This window comes from Gaoshiqia hydrogeniformans (assembly GCF_049347105.1).
GTDB lineage: Bacteria > Bacteroidota > Bacteroidia > Bacteroidales > Prolixibacteraceae > Gaoshiqia > Gaoshiqia hydrogeniformans.
Genome location: NZ_CP186334.1, coordinates 1,330,770 through 1,348,848, shown reverse-complemented (window position 1 = coordinate 1,348,848; position 18,079 = coordinate 1,330,770). Strand labels below are relative to the sequence as shown.

The window sequence follows — 18,079 nt, the reverse complement described above, 5'->3', positions numbered from 1 at the left end:
TGGTCGGCGGAGATTCGACCGGACTACTGTGAATAAATTGCATTATTTTTGCCCCAGTTATTAACCTGCTTGTATGGATCTGATATATCAACTCGGAATTCGGTTTTACACCCTGGTTGCCCGTTTAGCTGCCCCTTTTCACGAGAAAGCCCGTTTTTGGCACCGCGGGAGGCAGCTGACATTCCCTTACCTGCGTGAGCAGATTGACGGAACTTCTCCTGTTATCTGGGTACACTGCGCCTCGCTGGGTGAGTTTGAACAGGGACGCCCCTTGATTGAGGCCATTAAAAAGCAACAGCCCGGGTTTAAAATCCTGCTGACCTTCTTCTCTCCGTCGGGTTACGAAGTCCGGAAAAATTACAATCAGGCCGATTATATCTGTTATTTGCCTGCCGATACGCCGCGTAATGCCCGCCGTTTTGTTGAGTTGGTGCAGCCCCGCATGGTGTTTTTTATTAAGTATGAATTCTGGAAGAATTTCATCAGCGAGTTAAACCGGAAAAAGATTCCGCTGTACCTGGTTTCCGGAATCTTCAGGCCGGGGCAGTTATTCTTTAAAAAAGGAATCAGGGCGCGTTGGTACCGGGGGCTGTTGAAAGGAATTGAACATTTTTTTGTTCAAAACCAGCAATCGGCTGACTTGCTGGCCGGCATTGGATTTGAGAATTCGACTGTTACCGGCGATACCCGCTTTGACCGGGTGGCCGAGATTGCTGCAAACCGAAAAGACCTTCCGCTGGTGGAACAGTTTAAAGGCAATTCGAAATTGATTGTGGCCGGCAGTTCCTGGCAGCCCGACGAAGAAATCCTGGCCGAATACCTGAAGGTCAATAAGTCGGTGAAACTGGTTGTTGCCCCGCACGAGGTGAAAGAAACGAACATTAAACGGCTGCTTGGCCTGTTTCCCGAAAAGGCCGTCCGCTATTCTGAAGCTAAGGGCGATTTAAGTGAATACCGCATCCTGGTGATCGATTCCATTGGTATTTTATCCAGCATTTACCGCTATGCCGGGCTGGCGTATATCGGCGGTGGCTTTGGCGTGGGGATTCACAATACGCTGGAAGCAGCCATCTATAACATTCCGGTTATTTTTGGGCCCAATTACCTCCGGTTTCAGGAGGCTGTTGAACTCGTCCGGCGGGAGCTCGCTTTTCCGGTTGCCAACGCCGGCGAGCTGACAAGCCGGCTCGACCGGTTAATCTCCGACGAAAACCGGTTGGCTGAAATTGCCCGGGGATGCGAGCAATTTATGACCGAGAATATCGGCGCCACACAGCTTGTTTTGAGTAACGTGTTTGCCGGATAACGGGGTTTAATGACGTAATCCGGCTTGCTCGGGCCAGTTTTTTTGCTTGTTCCCTTTTTTTCTTTCTGTTGATTTTTCTGTTCACAACTTTTCAGAAAAAATTCATTTCGGTAAACTTTTTCGAATTATTAAAAACCTATTCTCCTGTCCATGAATCAACTAACATGTTTTAGTTGATAACTTTCAATGCTTTCAAAAAAAATAGTATTCCTTTTTTTTCATTCAGGTGGTATATTGCATGTAGCAAAATCAAGAAATTGGTACCTGTTTTTTGATCAAGCATACAATCACTTAACAAGACAACAGATTTTAATTTTTGGTATATGACTTTCAAAAATGCTGAAGTTGCCCAACAAACGGGCACAAAGACCTATTCTCAGGACGATGCCTTTAAGGAGACGTTGAAGTATTTCAAAGGAGACGATCTGGCCGCTCGTGTATGGTTAAATAAATACGCGTTAAAAGATTCGTACGGGAATATTTATGAATTGACCCCCGACGATATGCACAAACGTCTGGCAGGCGAGATTGCCAGAGTAGAGCAGAAGTATGAAAATCCGATGGAGGAGCAACTGATTTATCAGCTGTTGAAAGATTTCAGGTACATTGTTCCGCAAGGCGGTCCGATGACGGGTATCGGCAACGAGTTTCAAATTGCCTCCCTTTCCAATTGTTTTGTGGTTGGAAACGAAGGTAATTCTGATTCATACGGCGGTATCCTCAAGATTGATCAGGAACAGGTACAACTCATGAAAAGGCGCGGCGGTGTAGGACACGACCTGTCTCACATTCGCCCCAAAGGTTCGCCGGTTAAAAACTCGGCTTTAACCTCAACGGGGATTGTTCCGTTTATGGAGCGTTACTCCAACTCGACCCGTGAGGTGGCGCAGGATGGCCGCCGCGGCGCCCTGATGTTGTCGGTGTCGGTTAAACACCCCGATTCGGAAAAGTTTATCGACGCGAAACTGGAACAGGGAAAAGTAACAGGCGCCAATGTGTCGGTTAAAATCCACGATGATTTTATGAAGGCCGTTGAAAGTGGTGTTCCTTACCGGCAGCAATATCCGATTCAGTCGGACAATCCGGTGTATCAGAAAGAAATTAACGCGGACGGACTGTGGAAAAAAATTGTACATAACGCCTGGAAATCGGCTGAACCCGGCATTCTTTTCTGGGATACGATCATTAAAGAATCGGTTCCTGATTGCTATGCCGATCTGGGCTACCGCACCGTTTCAACCAATCCCTGCGGCGAAATTCCGCTTTGCCCGTACGATAGCTGCCGTTTGTTGGCGCTTAACCTGTATTCGTATGTTGAAAAGCCGTTTACCGCGGAGGCCAAATTCAACTTCGCCAAATTTAAAAAGCATGTCGGATACGCTCAGCGCCTGATGGATGACATCATTGACCTGGAACTGGAAAAAATTGATGCCATTATCGCTAAAATTGATGCCGACCCGGAAGGGGACGAAATTAAACATACCGAGCGTCAGCTTTGGGAAAAAATTCAAACCAAAGCGCGCGAAGGCCGTCGTACCGGTGTTGGTATTACCGCCGAGGGCGATATGCTTGCCGCTTTGGGTTTACGCTACGGAACGGATGTAGCGACCGATTTTAGCGAAGAAATTCATAAAACACTGGCCGTTGAAGCTTACCGTTCGTCGGTGAACATGGCTAAGGAACGCGGGGCGTTTACCATTTACAATGCCGATCGTGAAAAAAATAACCCGATGATCAACCGGCTCCGCAAGGAAGACGAAGCCTTGTACCAGGACATGGTCAAATACGGCCGCCGTAACATTGCCCTCTTGACTATTGCGCCAACCGGAACCACCAGTTTGATGACCCAAACGACTTCGGGTATCGAACCTGTGTTTATGCCGGTGTACAAGCGCCGCCGCAAAGTAAACCCGAACGACAAGGATGTCAGGATTGATTTTGTGGATGAAGTCGGCGACAGCTGGGAAGAATACATTGTTTTTCACCATAAGTTTCTGACCTGGATGGAAGCCAACGGCCTGAATAAAAACAAACGTTACAGCGAAGAGGAACTGGACGAACTGGTCAGGAAGTCGCCCTATTATAAAGCTACCTCAAACGACGTGGACTGGCTGAACAAAGTGAGGATGCAGGGACGAATCCAGAAATGGGTCGACCACTCCATCAGCGTGACCATCAACCTGCCGGCCGACGCCGAAGAAGAACTGGTTGGACGCCTGTATTTCGAAGCCTGGAAAAGCGGCTGTAAAGGCGTAACGGTATACCGTGACGGTTCGCGCTCGGGAGTACTGATTTCAAACAAAGAAGAAAAGAAAAAGGAATCTTCTGCTTTCCCCACAAAACGCCCGGAAGAGCTGGAAGCCGATGTGGTCCGTTTTCAGAATAACAAAGATAAATGGGTGGCCTTTATCGGCTTAATCGAGGATCAGCCCTATGAAATTTTTACCGGTTTGCAGGATGATGAAGACGGAATTTTGCTGCCCCGTTCGGTGACACACGGAAAGATCATTAAAAACCGCGACGAAAACGGAAACTCCAGGTACGATTTTCAATATACCAACAAACACGGGTATAAAACCACTATCGAAGGTTTGTCATATAAATTTAACCCGGTATTTTGGAATTATGCCAAATTGATCTCAGGTGTTTTACGACATGGCATGCCCATCCACAAAGTGGTGGATACGGTGACCAGCCTGCAATTGGACAACGAAACCATTAACAGCTGGAAAGCCGGTGTAGCGCGCGCCCTCAAGAAATACATCCCCAATGGGACCCTGGCCGAAGGCGCCACTTGCGGCGAGTGCGGATCGAAAAACGTGATCTACCAGGAAGGCTGTTTAACCTGTCCCGACTGCGGATCATCGAAATGCGGATAATCAATCCCGGTGATCATGAAAAGAGGCTGTTCGTGCGAACAGCTTCTTTTTTTATGATTAGCCAATAAGATTAAACTGCTGCATCAGGTATTTGAGAAGTAAAAGGACAACGATCAGGGCTGCTAAACCCAAAAAGGTCAGGGTAATATCGCCGATCTTTTTCTTGGGTTGTTGTTCCGGTATTTGATTGATTTCTTCCATTTTGCAATAAATTAAATTTTAACTTGATAACCGGGGATACCTGCGCCCGATTTGAGGACAGAACGATGGTCTGGCTCCCCGGGAAACCAGACTCTCAACATATCAATCAATTGCACGGAAGCTAACGACGCAAGGCGTGTCCCCGGATAAACACAGGAACAGGCGCCTCATGATCAATCAGATAGAGGGTTAAACGAATATCATTCCGGAAACAAAAGTTGCGTGGGACCAGCCTGCTGGCGTGTACCGACAGGAATTGAAACCTGAGGTTGGCGGCAATGGTTTCCACTCCGGTGTTTTCATTGCCGAGCAGGAACAAAGGTAATCGTTCCGGTGCCTGGATGGCCGACAGATCCTCCGCCCTAAGCGAAGGCGCTGCAGTGTCCTGGCAGTCCCGACCGTTTACAGCGAAGGCCCTCCCGGCAGGAAGTAAGCAGCAAACGATCAGCATCAATAAGAATATCCGGAGTAACTGTTTCATTGTAAATAACCTGGCTGCAAAGATAAGAAGAGAACTGTTGGAAAGGATTTTCGGCCGATATTTATTTTCCGGTTTAACTACCAAAATTAACCTTTGGTCTGCTTTGTCCGACAGCCCGTCAGGTTAAAATTTCAGGGACGATGAGCCCGTCGTACTTTTGGCCTAAAATCGGTTTAACAACAAAATGCTACGAAATGATGAAAACTATGAAAACAAGTGTGAAGCAGAAACTGTTTCTGGCAGCAGGAGCCTTTGGCTTTTTAGTGAATGTGGCTCATGGCCAGTCCGAAATAATTTCGGCAAAACTGCCCCAATCGGATTTACAAAGGCGTGCAGAACACCAATACCAGGTTGAAACCGTGTACAGAAACCACGATATCTACGGAAATTTCGGCGGGAAACTGAAGATATGGGGGAAATACACCTCCGGTTTGGATGGCGGGAACGTTCGCTGGGATGATGTATACATCTGCCGTTCTTCTCATTACTCCGATGTGCTCCCGGCCAGCGAATCACTCGCTTTTATCAATGGTTTTAGTTACAATTATGAGCAGAATATACTGGCCCCGGAGTTTTTTGCCAACTTCCCGCTCAATTCAGTTGAAGCTAAAAACCTGGTTTGGGACATGGCCGGCATGGAGTTTTTTGCCTGGGGCCATACCGATTCGCTGAAGCTGAATGTGCCGTATCATGCCCTGAATGCCAACGGGCCTGTGGACCTGGCCGGTCACGGATTTTTTGATAACCGCGACATTGTACTCTGCTGGAAAGGCATCACTCAAAAGGATGGCGAACAACTGGCTGTTGTCGATTTTCGCACGCTGAATAACCCGCTTGAAGTGCAGGTTGACTTCGGTGAACGGCAATTGCAGACGAAAGGACGAAGCCATTACTGGGGAACCATCTGGCTATCGGTTGAGCAAAACTGTATCGACCGGATTGAGTTGTTTGAAGACGTGGTGCTGGAGATGGGTTGGAACGATCAGGCTGAAAAGCAGTTGATTGATGTGCTTCGTGAGATGAAGGTCACAAAAATTGATTAATTTTCAACCATGAAACCCGAAGCCACCTCTATGAATGCCCGGACGATCCAATACCACCTGTGGATCGTTATCGCTTCGTTCGCTTTTACCCTGGTGTTTGAGTTTTTCACGAAGCGGGCGTTCTTTAGTCATTTGTTCGTTTCCATCTTTATTCTGCTGTTGGTCCAGCTGGAACTTTTTATATGGCTGGGACAGCGTATGTTTAGCCGTCTGACTTATTTTACGGTGAAGGAGTTTGTGAACCGGATCCTGTTGCAACTGCTTAAATTTTACTTGCTGGTTTTGCTGATCAGTTTTTTCCTGTTTGTCGCGATTGGGCTTGTTTCTTCGTTACTGAATGACCATAACCCGTTTGAGTTTATCCGGAGCATTCCCCGGAACGAATTGAAAGGTTTCGGGATTGGCTCGGGGATTGGCCTGCTGTGCGGGAGTATCTTCTTCTTTATCACACAACTGATCCATGCGATAAACCAGGTACAAAGGCTGCATGAGGAGAAACTGGCTTACCAATACCAGACCCTGAAGAACCAGGTGGATCCCCACTTTCTGTTTAACAGCCTGAATACGCTTTCGTCGCTGGTGCATACCGATGCTGAACTGGCTGATCAGTTTATTCAAAAGCTGGCGTCGACTTACCGTTATATCCTCGACCATAACCAAAATAACCTGGTTCCGGTAGGCGATGAACTGGATTTTGTAAAAGCATATTTTTACCTGCACCAGTTACGGGGAAAGGATAAATTCAGGCTCGAAATTGATGCCCGGATTCCGGCAGATACGCAGGTGTTGCCTGTTTCGTTGCAGTTGCTGGTTGAGAATGCGCTGAAACACAATGCCGCTACCCGGGAACAACCGCTCTTTATTCGCATTGAGGCCGGCGAGCCTGGCTACCTGACGGTGAGTAACAACAAGCAAACGATGCAGGCGCTGGCCAATCCACCCATACGGGCTTGAGTAACCTGGGCGAACGGGTTCGTCAGATCTGCGGGAGCGACCTGGTTATTCAGGAAACATTCGATTACTTTAAGGTAAAATTACCAGTTGTTCTGAAAAAATGAAGGTATTGATTATCGAAGATGAAGAACCGGCCGTTGTCAGGCTGAAAAAACTGCTGGACGGGCTGGACGATCCGGTTGAAGTGTTGGATTGTCTGGAGTCGGTGAGCCAGTCGGCCGCCTGGTTGGCCGCAAACCCCGCTCCCGAACTGGTTTTTATGGATATTCGACTGGCCGATGGGCTGAGCTTCGAGATTTTCGACCTGGTACAAGTAAATGCGCCTGTGATTTTTACCACCGCCTATAACGAGTATGCTCTGAAAGCCTTCAAGGTAAACAGCATCGATTACTTGCTAAAGCCGGTTAACCCGGCCGAGTTGCAGAGCGCGGTAAACAAGTATAAAACATGGGTGGCCCGTCCCGGCACATTTGTTCCCGCTTTTCAGGAAAACATGCAAAAGCTGTTGTCTCATTTTGCGGGTTTGTATAAAACGCGTTTTTTTATCAAAGTAGGACAACGCTACCGCTCGGTTCCTGTTCACGAAACCGAGAGCTTTTTTGTGCAGGAGAAAAGCAGCTTTATGCGGACCACCGACGGCAAAACCCTTGGCATCGATTATTCGCTCGACCAACTGGCCGGCTTGCTCGACCCGGAGCTTTTTTTCCGGGTGAACCGTAATTTTCTGGTCAACATCAACTGCATCAGCGAGGTGCTGATTTATTCAGGTAGCCGCCTGAAGTTGAAGCTCCGGTCGGGCAATTACCCCGAAACCATTCTGGTAAGCCGCGACAAAGTAAGCCCTTTTAAACGGTGGATGGACCGTTGATTCGTCTCAAAGGAAAACGCGGTGTTGTCTACCCCGCCAACGGCCAGGTGAAAAAAATCCAAACGACACCTTCAGGCTACAGCTGGCAGCCGGTGTTTTCAAGCCGGAAAGGAAAGCTCTTGCCGGGGATTGAATCGCCGCTCTTTAAATTGATTTCAAATTAACCCGACAGTAAGATTTATTACATAAAGTTTTGTAAATTGGGGAGCGAAAAAGAACAGGTTAATCTGTTGAATTAAGAACCAACCACCGGATTGATTTAAACTGGAAATGGGATTAAACAATCAACCGTATGACAATCAGAACTTTTTGGATACTATTGTTGAAGATTCTCGGGATATGGCTTATTCTAAGTGGTTTGACCGTGATCCCGCAATTTTTGAGTTTTTTTACATTTTTAGGGGACAATCAGCTGGATAACCTCATCGGGATAATCTATATTTTAGTGTTGATACTGTTGACCATCGGATTATATTTTGTTGTTTTGAAGTTATTTGTTTTCAACTCAACCTGGATTATTGATAAGTTAAAGTTAGACAAAGGCTTCCCGGAAGAAACGATTAATTTGAATGTGACAATGGGATTAACCATTGCTACGATTGTGATTGGCGGACTTATATTCGTGGATGCTTTGCCGATGTTATGCAAACAGATCTTCACTTTTTTTCAGCAAAAAACTGTTTTTAGCGAAGACCCGCAGTTTGGCTGGATGATCTTCTATTTCGTTAAAACAATGATTGGATACCTGTTGATGACCAATAGCAGGTATGTGGTGGGTTATATTCACAAAAATGCCGATGATAATCAGGCATAGGCTGAAAAATGCCAGGCAAGAACAGGATACCGGGTAGTTTGCAGGATTTGTGGATGGCCGGTCATCCGTTGAGTTAAGGAGACTTCCTGTATACCCCGCCTCCTGACAGGCATCGTGTTACAGCTAAATCATAAAACTCGAATTACTTTGCGATAAATTGAACATTAATAATATTTAAACTTTTAAGTTGAAGAAACTACCAATATGAAAAAATCTGCAATTATTTTATCTATTGTTTGCCTGAGTTTTGGATTCTTTTCATGCAAGGATGATGAGAAGGACTTTGAAACAATCGTCGATAAAGAAAGTATTGCTCAAAGTCTTCAACTGTTCATCGATAAGAATAATATCAGAGATGCTTTTGTGTATGAATCAAAATGGAATGACGATCAAAAAACGTATGAATGGGTATTATATAGTCATCTGTCAGCCGAATTCGAAATGATAGGATCAATAATAAGGGCAGGAAGTATTTATTATAATCTCGAATATCTTCAGAAGTTCAATTTGTTTGGCTCAACAATTATGCGTCTATACTTTAAAGTTGATCAATAAGGAAAACTCGATTGCATAGCAAACAGGAATTCGGGTGGTGGGTCGCACCGGTCTGGAAGTTCCGTGAATTTTTATACCTTAGATTTTATATTTTTATTTGAGGTGAAACTAAAGGAAGCCAATATTCCGTCAGAGAATCAATTTTTTCGAAACAGGAAATGGTTTATTTTAATATTTTGCAACCTTTAGATTTCATTTTCCCCGTTTTGTGTAATAAACGGGACAAATGGATACGGACCGGAATTAATCATTCCCTTCATCTCTCTTCCGGGAGGGCCGAAGGGGCTTATACCATACACGATGACGACAAAAAGAAACTGGGAAACCATTAAAGGATACGAAGATATTTTCTTCGATTATTACGATGGGATAGGCAAAATTACCATCAACCGCGAGCGTTACCGTAATGCGTTTCGTCCGACTACGGTGAACGAAATCAGCGATGCTTTGCGGATTTGCCGCGAGGATCAGCATATCAATGTGGTGGTACTGACCGGCGCGGGCGATAAGGCATTTTGTGCCGGTGGCGACCAAACAGTGAAAGGCAAAGGCGGTTACATCGATAAAGATGGAATTCCGCGCCTGAACATTCTGGAAGTTCAAAAGCAGATCCGCAGTATGCCCAAACCGGTGATAGCGATGGTAAACGGCTATGCCATCGGTGGAGGCCATGTGCTGCATGTGGTGTGCGATATCAGTATTGCCAGCGAAAATGCCATTTTTGGGCAAACCGGACCCAAGGTGGGAAGTTTCGATGCCGGCTTGGGTTCGTCGTACCTGGCCAGCATTGTGGGGCAGAAGAAAGCGCGAGAAATCTGGTTTATGTGCCGGCAGTATTCGGCACAGGAAGCCTTGGAAATGGGTCTGGTGAACAAAGTGGTACCCTTTGATCAGCTGGAAGACGAGGTGGTAGCCTGGGCGCAAAAAATACAGGAGCACAGTCCGCTGGCCCTGCGTATGTTAAAACTGGGACTGAATGCCGAATTGGACGGCCAAATCGGGATTCAGGAGTTTGCCGGGAATGCCACCCTTCTGTACTACCTCACGGAGGAAGCACAGGAAGGAAAACACGCTTTCCTCGAAAAACGCAAGCCGGATTTTAAAAAATTTCCGAAATTCCCGTAGCGTCAGGTTTTTGCTTTAAACTTTAAAAATGGCAACACCCAAAAGTTGGATAAAAGCAGCCCGGCCGCGAACCCTCCCACTTGCTCTGTCGGGCATATTGATGGGATGCGGGCTGGCTTGGTTTTACGGGGCTATCAATGCGCTGGTAAGTGGGCTGGCCGTCGTTACTGCAACGCTGATTCAGGTGTTTTCGAACTTTGCCAACGACTATGGCGACAGCCAAAAAGGAACCGACAACGAACGCCGGTTAGGTCCGACGCGTACCGTACAAAGCGGCGAAATCACTCCTGCAGAAATCAAAGCAGGCATGACGGTCATTGGCAGCCTAAGCCTGTTGGTTGGCGTGTGGCTGGTTTACGAGGGAGTATGGTTTTTCTCGGAAACAGCTTTTTTTAGCTTTCTCGGTCTCGGTTTTTTGTCGCTGACTGCTGCTTACTTTTATACCGCGGGAAAGAGATCATATGGCTATGTTGGCCTGGGCGATCTGGCGGTTTTTCTGTTTTTCGGACTGCTGCCGGTATTGGGCGTTTTCTTTTTGAATGCAAACTACCTGGAACCGGAGGTGATTTTGCCGGCCATCAGTATGGGATTTCTCAGTACCGGAGTGCTAAACCTCAATAATATGCGCGATATCGACAACGATCAGCAGTCGGGGAAAATGACCCTGGCAGTCCGAATTGGCCAACGAAACAGCCGGATTTATCACACGAGTCTGATTTTGTGGGCCTGGGTGGCTGTTGCTATTTTCACGTTTCGTCAGCAGGAGTCGGCCTGGCAATGGTTGTTTTTGCTCACGCTGCCGCTGTTTTTGCGCGACCTGGTGAATATTTTTCGCATTACCGATGCCCGGCAACTCGACCCCTTTCTGAAACGCCTGGCCCTGTCGACACTGGCCTTTACCCTGCTGTTTTGTTTGGGACTTATTCTTTCCGGAAGATGATTGCCCGCCACCTAAAATACGAACTTCAGTTTAAGCAGCCTGCCGGTACTTCCCGGGGAGTATACAACAGCCGTCCGGTGTGGTACCTGTTTCTCGAAGAAAACGGGAAAACAGGTATTGGCGAATGCGCCCCGCTTCCCGGCCTGAGTAAAGAAACGCAGGAACAGGTGGAACAGGTCTTGGCTGAAATTTGCAATGATCCGTTTCGGTTTATCGGGCAACCAACGCTGTTAAACGAAATTTCTTCCGTTCGTTTTGGCCTGGAAATGGCCTGGCTCGATTTACAAAACGGCGGGAAACAACTGCTTTTCCCGTCGGGTTTTACGCTTGGGAAACAAGGTATTCCCATCAACGGGCTAATCTGGATGGGTGAAACAGCGCACATGCAGCAACAAATTGAAAGTAAACTGAAGGCCGGTTACCGGTGTATTAAACTGAAGATCGGCGCCATTGACTTTGAGCAGGAACTGAAGCTGTTGCAGCTTATTCGCGATCGATACAGCGCCGGTGTGATTACCTTACGGGTGGATGCCAACGGGGCCTTCAAACCAGGGGAGGCGCCGGAAAAGCTGGAACGTCTGGCCTTGCTGGGCATCCACTCCATTGAGCAGCCAGTTGCTGCGGGGCAGTGGGAGCAAATGGCCGGTTTGTGTTGTAAAACGCCTGTCCCTGTTGCGCTGGATGAGGAGTTGATCGGGATCAGCAAATGGGAAGAGAAAGAGCGCCTGCTGGATACCATTCGCCCGCAGTTTATCGTACTGAAACCGAGCCTGCACGGCGGTTTTTCCGGCTGCGACGAGTGGATTGAGCTGGCTGAAAACCGCCACATCGGGTGGTGGATCACGTCTTACCTCGAATCAGATATTGGCCTGAATGCCATTGCCCAATGGACCTTTACCAAACAGGTTAAAATGCACCAGGGACTGGGGACCGGGCAGTTATTTACGAATAACATCGAATCGCCGCTCGAAATCAGGGGGGAGTTTCTTTGCTACCGTCCCGAAAAACGGTTTGATTTTCCGAATGAGTTTAATGTTTGGTAAAAATCACCTTAAAAATGAAATGAACCTTTTTCCACACGATATTAAATTGAACGGGCAGCTGTTCCCGGTAGCGGAACTCCTTCGGCAAAAGAGGGCAGAAAGCGACTGGGAACGGGAATGGATTGATTTTTTGTCCGAATGGTACAACGGGAAAGATTTTATCGCGGTGAATACCTCGGGAAGTACCGGGGCGCCCAAGGCCATCCGCCTGAAGAAAGAATTTGTGGCCGCCAGCGCCCGGCGCACAATCAGCTATTTCGGACTAAATGAAAACGACCCGGTTTTGCACTGCCTGCCCGCGCGTTACATTGCCGGCAAACTGATGGTGGTGCGGGCGTTGATTGGTAAACTGGATATGCACCTGCTTGATCCGTCGGCCGACTTCGCAATTCTCCGTCATCCCGAACTTTTTACGCGATCTGCGATGCCTTTCAAATTCGCCGCAATGGTTATCAACCAGGTGGATAAACTCTGGAACTTGCCGGATTGGAACCTGGAATTTCTCCTGCTTGGAGGTTCTGCGATCCCTTCAGGCCTGGAAGAAAAACTGCAACGGGTTAAAACCCGGTGTTTCTCCAGCTATGCGATGACCGAAACGGCCACTCACGTAGCCCTGCGAAAACTTAACGGCGAGGGGGCTGACGGCTTTTACCATTGTTTGGATGAAATCCGGGTGAGTTTGTCGGACGAGGCTTGTCTGCAAATTTTGATGCCGGGTTTGGATCAGGCTTTTCTTCAAACCACCGACCTGGCCGAACTGAAAGATGACAAAACCTTCAGAATACTTGGACGGGCCGACCATGTGATCATTTCGGGAGGCATCAAGTTTTCGCCCGAAGAATTGGAAAAGAAGCTGGAGCCATTCATTTCAGAACCCTTTGTTATTTCATCGCTTCCACACGAGACGCTGGGGCGACAACTTATTTTGGTGGTTGAGGGAGCCGAAAGCAAGGACTCAATTGCGCGGTTGCAAGCTATTTGCAGTCATCAGCTTGATAAATACGAGCGTCCACGCGACATCAGGATGCTGAACGAGTTGCCGAGAACCCCCAATGGGAAGATTAACCGGAAAGCTGTTTTTGCCGACTGACCTTCCGGGTTTACCTCATTCCACTTTGTAGTTAAAGAAACTGTTATCGTCATTCCCCACCAGCAGGTTAAAATACGGGTTGCCCTTGCTTAAAAAACCAATACTGAAATCGGTATTTCCCTGCAAGGGGAAGCCATCGTACAGATCGCCGTTGGTGCTGACCAGGTAAACCCGGTTTTCGTCGGCGCAAACCACCCCGATCTTTTTATTGTTTGACGCGAAGGTGTAGATGTTGGGTTTTCCCGAAATCGGGGCGTTAAATTTCCGATCAAAGAGCTTTTTCCCCTGATCGGTATAGGCCGAAAGTTTATTGTCGTCGGCAATCACAAAGTCAGTCTTTCCGTTTCCGGTCAGGTCTTCGGCTTCAAAATAATGGTTTTTGCCGAAGCTGCCCAGATTTCGGGTCGCCGATTTCCCGTCGAAGTACTGCAGGCGGACAAGTCCTTTGATGTCGGTTGTTACCAGGGCAGGGGTATTTCCGTTTGCCAGGTAAATGTTGTTCCCGGAGTGTTCAAAGTTGTCGCTGGTTTTGACGCGGATATTTCCCTGCCGGTCGAAAATGTAGGTTTTGTGTTTGTCGGCGCAAACCAGGTAATCTTTTCCGTCGACTCGGAAATGTTGCATGGGATTTTCCACCAGGCCGTCGGTTTTTTCGGGATTCCAGCCGGTAACGGTTTTTCCTTCGCGGTCGTAGCAAAGTAGCTGTTTGCTTTCGGAAGCAACAAAGAAACGGTAATTCCGGTTATTGTCGTAGTCGAACACGGCCACGCCGTTGCTTGCAGGCGACCGGAAGACAACCGGGAATTTGGCTACATTGTTCCCGTTGCGGTCAATCAGGTACAGTTTTTCTTTTGTATTGAACAGGTATTGCAGTTTGCCGTTCCTGAAGTAATCTACCTGGTGAACGTTCCCCATGATTTTGTCCGAAAGCCGAATCTTCCATACAATGACCCCCTCTTTGTTGATGAGGTAAAGGTTGTTTTTATTGTCCTGAACAATAACCTCTTTATTTCGCAGGTCGTTGTGATTGTCGACCAGCTGTGGTTTTATGGCGATGGTGCTGTCGAGCTTGCTTTTCCATACGGTTTGAGGTTCTTCTTTTAAAACCGGATCGTATTTCAGGTATATATTATTCAGAAATTCGCCCGAATTAGGGGCAAACTGCCAACTGAAGGCATAAAATTTACGCGTTGCCTGCTCGTTATTTTGGACGGCAGCGCCGGTTTCTTTTCTCAGGTAATAGTTCTTCAGGTGAAAAGCCCTCGAAAAGTTCAGGTAGAAGCAGACGCTGGAGCGCGATGTCATTTGTTGGCTGAATTTCTGAAAATACTGGTCTTTTTTCAGGGTCGACGAAAGGACCAGGTCGTGAAGGTAATTCCGGAGAGCGGCAGCGTTATCGGCGAAAATCAGGTAATTGTCGTAAAAACAAAGATACCTGGTTTCGGCTGCAGCAAAGGCTTGTCCAAAAATCAGCTCGGGCAGGTTGGCAAAAGGAAATTCATAAATAATAAAGTTTAGGTCGTTCTGGATCTGGTAGTTGCTTTGCATTTGCTGCAAGGTTTTGTTTTGGGCTCTGGCATAATTTTCAAGCATCGGGACCAGTTTCTCGCGGGCAATACTTTGTCCTTTTACACTGGCAATGAAAAAGCGGTTCGACGCCGGTTCGTTTTGGGTCACCTGCCCAAAGGCGATGGCATATTCACCTCCTGCAAACTCTTTAAACATCGGCAAAAACGGCGTTTTACTGTACCGTTCCAGCTCTTTCAACCTGGTTTCGCGGGTATAGTAGCTGCCTTGTTTTTTCAGATATTCTTCAAAATCATCCTGAAACCGGTTAAAATCAGTCAGGCTGAAGTTCAGGAACAGGCTGATGTTCGACGAAAGAACCTCGTCGATGGTAAAACGTCCGGCTTCCTGTTTTCTGAAAATATTCAGGTAATTGTCGTTGATGGGATCCGAAACGCTAAAGCCGCTCAGCAACAGGTCCGATTTGTTGAGCTTCACGTCCAGCTCGGTCCAGTCGGCAAAGTTCGAAAACTGGTTAAGCGTTTTTCTGAAGTCCGGGGCCACAAGCTGATCCAACAGTTGGGTGATTCGCTTATGATTGATAAAAAGGTTGAAATCGGAACTGCTGCTGACGGTATTGTACAGGTTTCTGAACTGTTCCTGGTCGAGCAGGGTTTCGACCGAAAGTTGGCGGATGGCTTCTTCCACCAGCAGGGTATAACGGCTAAACAGGAAAATTCCTTTTTCTTCAGCAAAATGAAACTCATTTTTCCCCGACCGGAACTGGTACACGGTGGTATGGTCGTAAACGCGTTTGGTTAATGTTCCGGAATGATTCCGGGCCAGATCTTCAAAAAAATCAATCAGATTCGATTTTTCCGACTTGCTCCTCAGGCTCATCACCAGGAGGCTTCCCACCTGGTTTTTGCCTTCGGGGCTGAGCGCGACCAGCATCGATTTGTTGCCGACCGCTCTTTTCAGTTGTTCATTTTCGGTGAGCAGGGACTCCAGTTCGCTGATTTCGTTCCAGAATGTTTGAAATTCGGCAACCGACCTCAGTTCAACCAGGACCGGATTGTCGCTCTTCAGCGTTTTGATCAGTGTTTTCAGACCGGGAACTTCAATAATCAAGGGCGTTTTGGCCGGAATTGCCTGAAAAGCATCATTTTCGGAATAACTTTCGTTTCGGTTGGCCACAAAAAACCAAACAACCCCGATTAATGTCAGGGCAATCAGGATAACCGGAAAAATGAATTTACGCATAAGACCTGTTTTGCTTCAAAAATAGTAAGATTATCAGGTTTGATGAATGTATCAGGATACAGTTTTTTCAGGAAGTTATCAGCCCTAAGCGGTTGATAATCCCCGGATTTATCCTCGTTGTTTTACTTCGCTGGCCGCGACAACTTTGTACAGTTTGTCTGATCGTCGGATTTTTTGTGTGAGACGTACCGAAAACAAATCGCCTTTCCGGGCCTCCGGTACCGGCTCAAGCTTCACGCGGATTTCTTCCACTTCGGCTTCCACCACGCCGGTTGTCGGGCCGGTAACCAGTATTTTGTCGCCAACTTTCAGACTGCCTGCCTCCATCCTGAACTCGGCCACCTGGATGTTGGGGAAATAATTCATCCCTTTGCCCAGGTATACTTTGCGTTCGGTGGCCAGCGACCCGTAGTTTTTGCTCCATTCGCCCAGGCGTTGCCCCAGGTAATAGCCATCCCAGAAACCACGGTTAAATACGGTGCTGAGGCGGCGGTCCCAGTCTTCAATTTTTTTATCGGTAAATTCCCCGTCAAAATAGGCATCCACGGCTTCGCGGTAACATTCCACCACTGTTTTTACATATTCGGGTGAACGGGCGCGCCCTTCAATTTTGAGTACCGAAACACCGGCATCGAGTAGTTTATTCAGGAAATGAATGGTCTTCAGGTCTTTGGGCGACATGATGTACTCGTTGTCGATTTCGAGTTCGGCGCCGGTCTCCTGGTCAATGACCGTGTAGGCGCGGCGGCAGGTTTGCATGCAACTGCCCCGGTTGGCCGACGAGTTCATCTCGTGCAGGCTCAGGTAACATTTACCCGATACGGCCATGCACAACGCACCGTGTACAAACATTTCGAGTTGCACCGGCTCGCCTTTTGGTCCGCGTATATTTTGTTCGCTGATTTGTTTGCTGATTTCCCATACCCGGCCCAGGTTCATTTCGCGGGCCAGGACGACAACATCGGCATATTGGGCGTAAAATTTTACCGCTTCGGTGTTGGTCACGTTAAGCTGGGTCGAAATATGAACCTCCACCCCAACCGAACGGGCATACAAAATGGCCGAAATATCGCTGGCAATAATGGCCGAAATACCGGCTTCTTTGGCGGCATCGATCACCCGGTGCAGCTTGTCGAGCTCGGTATCGAAAATGATGGTATTGACTGTCAGGTAGGTTTTTACCCCGTTTTTATGCGCTTTTTCAGCAATATTTCTCAGGTCGTCGAGGGTGAAATTATTCGATGAACGGGCCCGCATATTGAGCTGTTCCACCCCAAAATAAACCGACCCGGCGCCCGCCTGGATGGCAGCAGCCAACGATTCGTACGAACCCACCGGGGCCATAATCTCAACTTTTCTTCTCTCCATACCGGTTTAACTATCCGGGGCAAAATTACATTAATTTGGCGATCTGCCAATTTTGACGTAGCGGGAGCCGGGGAAAGGCTTGGTAAATATTGAGTGACTGTTTAAAAATTTCCCGGAGGGAAAATATATGGGTAGAAAGTTAGTCACCCAGCAGTACATTTTGTCCGGCAGTTGCCGGACAAGAGAACACCTAATCATTGTTTTTCTACCCATATTTTGTTCCTAACGGAACGATAAAATTAAATTTAAACAGTTTCTGAAATTGTATGACAAAAAATTGACAAAAAATTTTTGCTTTAGCAGGATTGCAAATCCTGGATTACAAGGGACCGGATAACAGATCCGGTCCAGCCACGTTAACCAGCTTTGGGTGCAAATCAGGAGGAGCAGGTTGAAATATTAATTTACAATTTTGAAAAGATTAACTTATAATCTTGAAAATATTAACCTGTGATTTCCAAAATATTAACTTATAATTTTGGAAAGATGAAGTTATCATTGTTCATTTTTTAAAACCTGCCAGGTTTCATAGAAGGAGCAGAGGGTAATAACATTGTAAAATGAGCTGCAAACTCAGGATAGCAAGCTTCCCGTTCCCGCTTCGCTCAAACGACAGGGGAGAATATATTTTCAAATCAGAATA

15 protein-coding genes are annotated in these 18,079 nt (G+C 47.2%); 11 read left to right on the top strand and 4 right to left on the bottom strand.

The features are described from left to right. Positions 1-73 precede the first annotated feature (73 nt). Positions 74-1,306: a 3-deoxy-D-manno-octulosonic acid transferase gene (locus tag ACOIT5_RS05465; protein WP_423129458.1), complete on the top strand. Its 1,233-nt coding sequence runs from the start codon at positions 74-76 to the stop codon at positions 1,304-1,306. 323 nt (positions 1,307-1,629) lie between these two features. Next, a complete protein-coding gene (locus ACOIT5_RS05460) occupies positions 1,630-4,185 on the top strand; it encodes an adenosylcobalamin-dependent ribonucleoside-diphosphate reductase (RefSeq protein ID WP_423129457.1) in 2,556 nt (851 codons plus the stop codon). 57 nt (positions 4,186-4,242) lie between these two features. Here ACOIT5_RS05460 and ACOIT5_RS05455 read toward each other — a convergent pair whose 3' ends face one another. Together ACOIT5_RS05455 and ACOIT5_RS05450 are read right to left on the bottom strand one after the other, a co-directional pair. Further along, the gene (locus tag ACOIT5_RS05455; protein WP_423129456.1) at positions 4,243-4,386 is read right to left on the bottom strand and encodes a hypothetical protein; all 144 of its coding nucleotides are present in this window, start codon (positions 4,384-4,386) and stop codon (positions 4,243-4,245) included. 121 nt (positions 4,387-4,507) lie between these two features. Beyond that, positions 4,508-4,867, bottom strand: a complete 360-nt coding sequence (locus ACOIT5_RS05450; RefSeq protein WP_423129455.1) for a hypothetical protein — start codon at positions 4,865-4,867, stop codon at positions 4,508-4,510. 194 nt (positions 4,868-5,061) lie between these two features. Here ACOIT5_RS05450 and ACOIT5_RS05445 point away from each other — a divergent pair, with 194 nt between their 5' ends. From ACOIT5_RS05445 to ACOIT5_RS05405, 9 genes are all read left to right on the top strand, one after another. Continuing rightward, a complete protein-coding gene (locus ACOIT5_RS05445) occupies positions 5,062-5,910 on the top strand; it encodes a hypothetical protein (protein ID WP_423129454.1) in 849 nt (282 codons plus the stop codon). Between the two features lie 9 nt (positions 5,911-5,919). Beyond that, the gene (locus ACOIT5_RS05440; RefSeq protein ID WP_423129453.1) at positions 5,920-6,864 is read left to right on the top strand and encodes a sensor histidine kinase; all 945 of its coding nucleotides are present in this window, start codon (positions 5,920-5,922) and stop codon (positions 6,862-6,864) included. Between the two features lie 100 nt (positions 6,865-6,964). Continuing rightward, positions 6,965-7,732: a LytR/AlgR family response regulator transcription factor gene (locus tag ACOIT5_RS05435; protein WP_423129452.1), complete on the top strand. Its 768-nt coding sequence runs from the start codon at positions 6,965-6,967 to the stop codon at positions 7,730-7,732. A 484-nt stretch (positions 7,733-8,216) separates the two neighbouring features. Beyond that, positions 8,217-8,546, top strand: a complete 330-nt coding sequence (locus ACOIT5_RS05430; protein ID WP_423129451.1) for a hypothetical protein — start codon at positions 8,217-8,219, stop codon at positions 8,544-8,546. A gap of 204 nt (positions 8,547-8,750) precedes the next feature. Continuing rightward, positions 8,751-9,101 (top strand): hypothetical protein, encoded by a 351-nt coding sequence (locus ACOIT5_RS05425; protein WP_423129450.1) that lies wholly within the window; start codon positions 8,751-8,753, stop codon positions 9,099-9,101. Between the two features lie 300 nt (positions 9,102-9,401). Further along, entirely contained in the window at positions 9,402-10,226 is an 825-nt protein-coding gene (gene menB, locus ACOIT5_RS05420) for a 1,4-dihydroxy-2-naphthoyl-CoA synthase (RefSeq protein ID WP_423129449.1), read from the top strand. 28 nt (positions 10,227-10,254) lie between these two features. Then, positions 10,255-11,166 carry a 1,4-dihydroxy-2-naphthoate polyprenyltransferase gene (locus tag ACOIT5_RS05415; RefSeq protein WP_423129448.1) on the top strand — a complete coding sequence of 304 codons (912 nt, stop codon included), beginning with the start codon at positions 10,255-10,257 and terminating at the stop codon, positions 11,164-11,166. Then, the gene (locus tag ACOIT5_RS05410) at positions 11,163-12,209 is read left to right on the top strand and encodes an o-succinylbenzoate synthase (protein ID WP_423129447.1); all 1,047 of its coding nucleotides are present in this window, start codon (positions 11,163-11,165) and stop codon (positions 12,207-12,209) included. The genes ACOIT5_RS05415 and ACOIT5_RS05410 overlap by 4 nt, the downstream gene beginning before the upstream one ends. Before the next feature lie 19 nt (positions 12,210-12,228). Continuing rightward, a complete protein-coding gene (locus ACOIT5_RS05405) occupies positions 12,229-13,299 on the top strand; it encodes an AMP-binding protein (protein ID WP_423129446.1) in 1,071 nt (356 codons plus the stop codon). A 15-nt stretch (positions 13,300-13,314) separates the two neighbouring features. Here ACOIT5_RS05405 and ACOIT5_RS05400 read toward each other — a convergent pair whose 3' ends face one another. Next, positions 13,315-16,068: a DUF3352 domain-containing protein gene (locus ACOIT5_RS05400; RefSeq protein ID WP_423129445.1), complete on the bottom strand. Its 2,754-nt coding sequence runs from the start codon at positions 16,066-16,068 to the stop codon at positions 13,315-13,317. 108 nt (positions 16,069-16,176) lie between these two features. Further along, positions 16,177-17,436, bottom strand: coding sequence for a peptidase U32 family protein (locus tag ACOIT5_RS05395; RefSeq protein WP_423129444.1), 1,260 nt, complete (start codon positions 17,434-17,436; stop codon positions 16,177-16,179). Positions 17,437-18,079 lie beyond the last annotated feature (643 nt).

Coding starts and splice junctions, on each gene's coding strand:
- ACOIT5_RS05465 (WP_423129458.1), top strand. CDS start 74: ATGGATCTGATATATCAACTCGGAATTCGGTTTTACACCCTGGTTGCC.
- ACOIT5_RS05460 (WP_423129457.1), top strand. CDS start 1,630: ATGACTTTCAAAAATGCTGAAGTTGCCCAACAAACGGGCACAAAGACC.
- ACOIT5_RS05455 (WP_423129456.1), bottom strand. CDS start 4,386: ATGGAAGAAATCAATCAAATACCGGAACAACAACCCAAGAAAAAGATC.
- ACOIT5_RS05450 (WP_423129455.1), bottom strand. CDS start 4,867: ATGAAACAGTTACTCCGGATATTCTTATTGATGCTGATCGTTTGCTGC.
- ACOIT5_RS05445 (WP_423129454.1), top strand. CDS start 5,062: ATGATGAAAACTATGAAAACAAGTGTGAAGCAGAAACTGTTTCTGGCA.
- ACOIT5_RS05440 (WP_423129453.1), top strand. CDS start 5,920: ATGAAACCCGAAGCCACCTCTATGAATGCCCGGACGATCCAATACCAC.
- ACOIT5_RS05435 (WP_423129452.1), top strand. CDS start 6,965: ATGAAGGTATTGATTATCGAAGATGAAGAACCGGCCGTTGTCAGGCTG.
- ACOIT5_RS05425 (WP_423129450.1), top strand. CDS start 8,751: ATGAAAAAATCTGCAATTATTTTATCTATTGTTTGCCTGAGTTTTGGA.
- menB (WP_423129449.1), top strand. CDS start 9,402: ATGACGACAAAAAGAAACTGGGAAACCATTAAAGGATACGAAGATATT.
- ACOIT5_RS05415 (WP_423129448.1), top strand. CDS start 10,255: ATGGCAACACCCAAAAGTTGGATAAAAGCAGCCCGGCCGCGAACCCTC.
- ACOIT5_RS05410 (WP_423129447.1), top strand. CDS start 11,163: ATGATTGCCCGCCACCTAAAATACGAACTTCAGTTTAAGCAGCCTGCC.
- ACOIT5_RS05405 (WP_423129446.1), top strand. CDS start 12,229: ATGAACCTTTTTCCACACGATATTAAATTGAACGGGCAGCTGTTCCCG.
- ACOIT5_RS05400 (WP_423129445.1), bottom strand. CDS start 16,068: ATGCGTAAATTCATTTTTCCGGTTATCCTGATTGCCCTGACATTAATC.
- ACOIT5_RS05395 (WP_423129444.1), bottom strand. CDS start 17,436: ATGGAGAGAAGAAAAGTTGAGATTATGGCCCCGGTGGGTTCGTACGAA.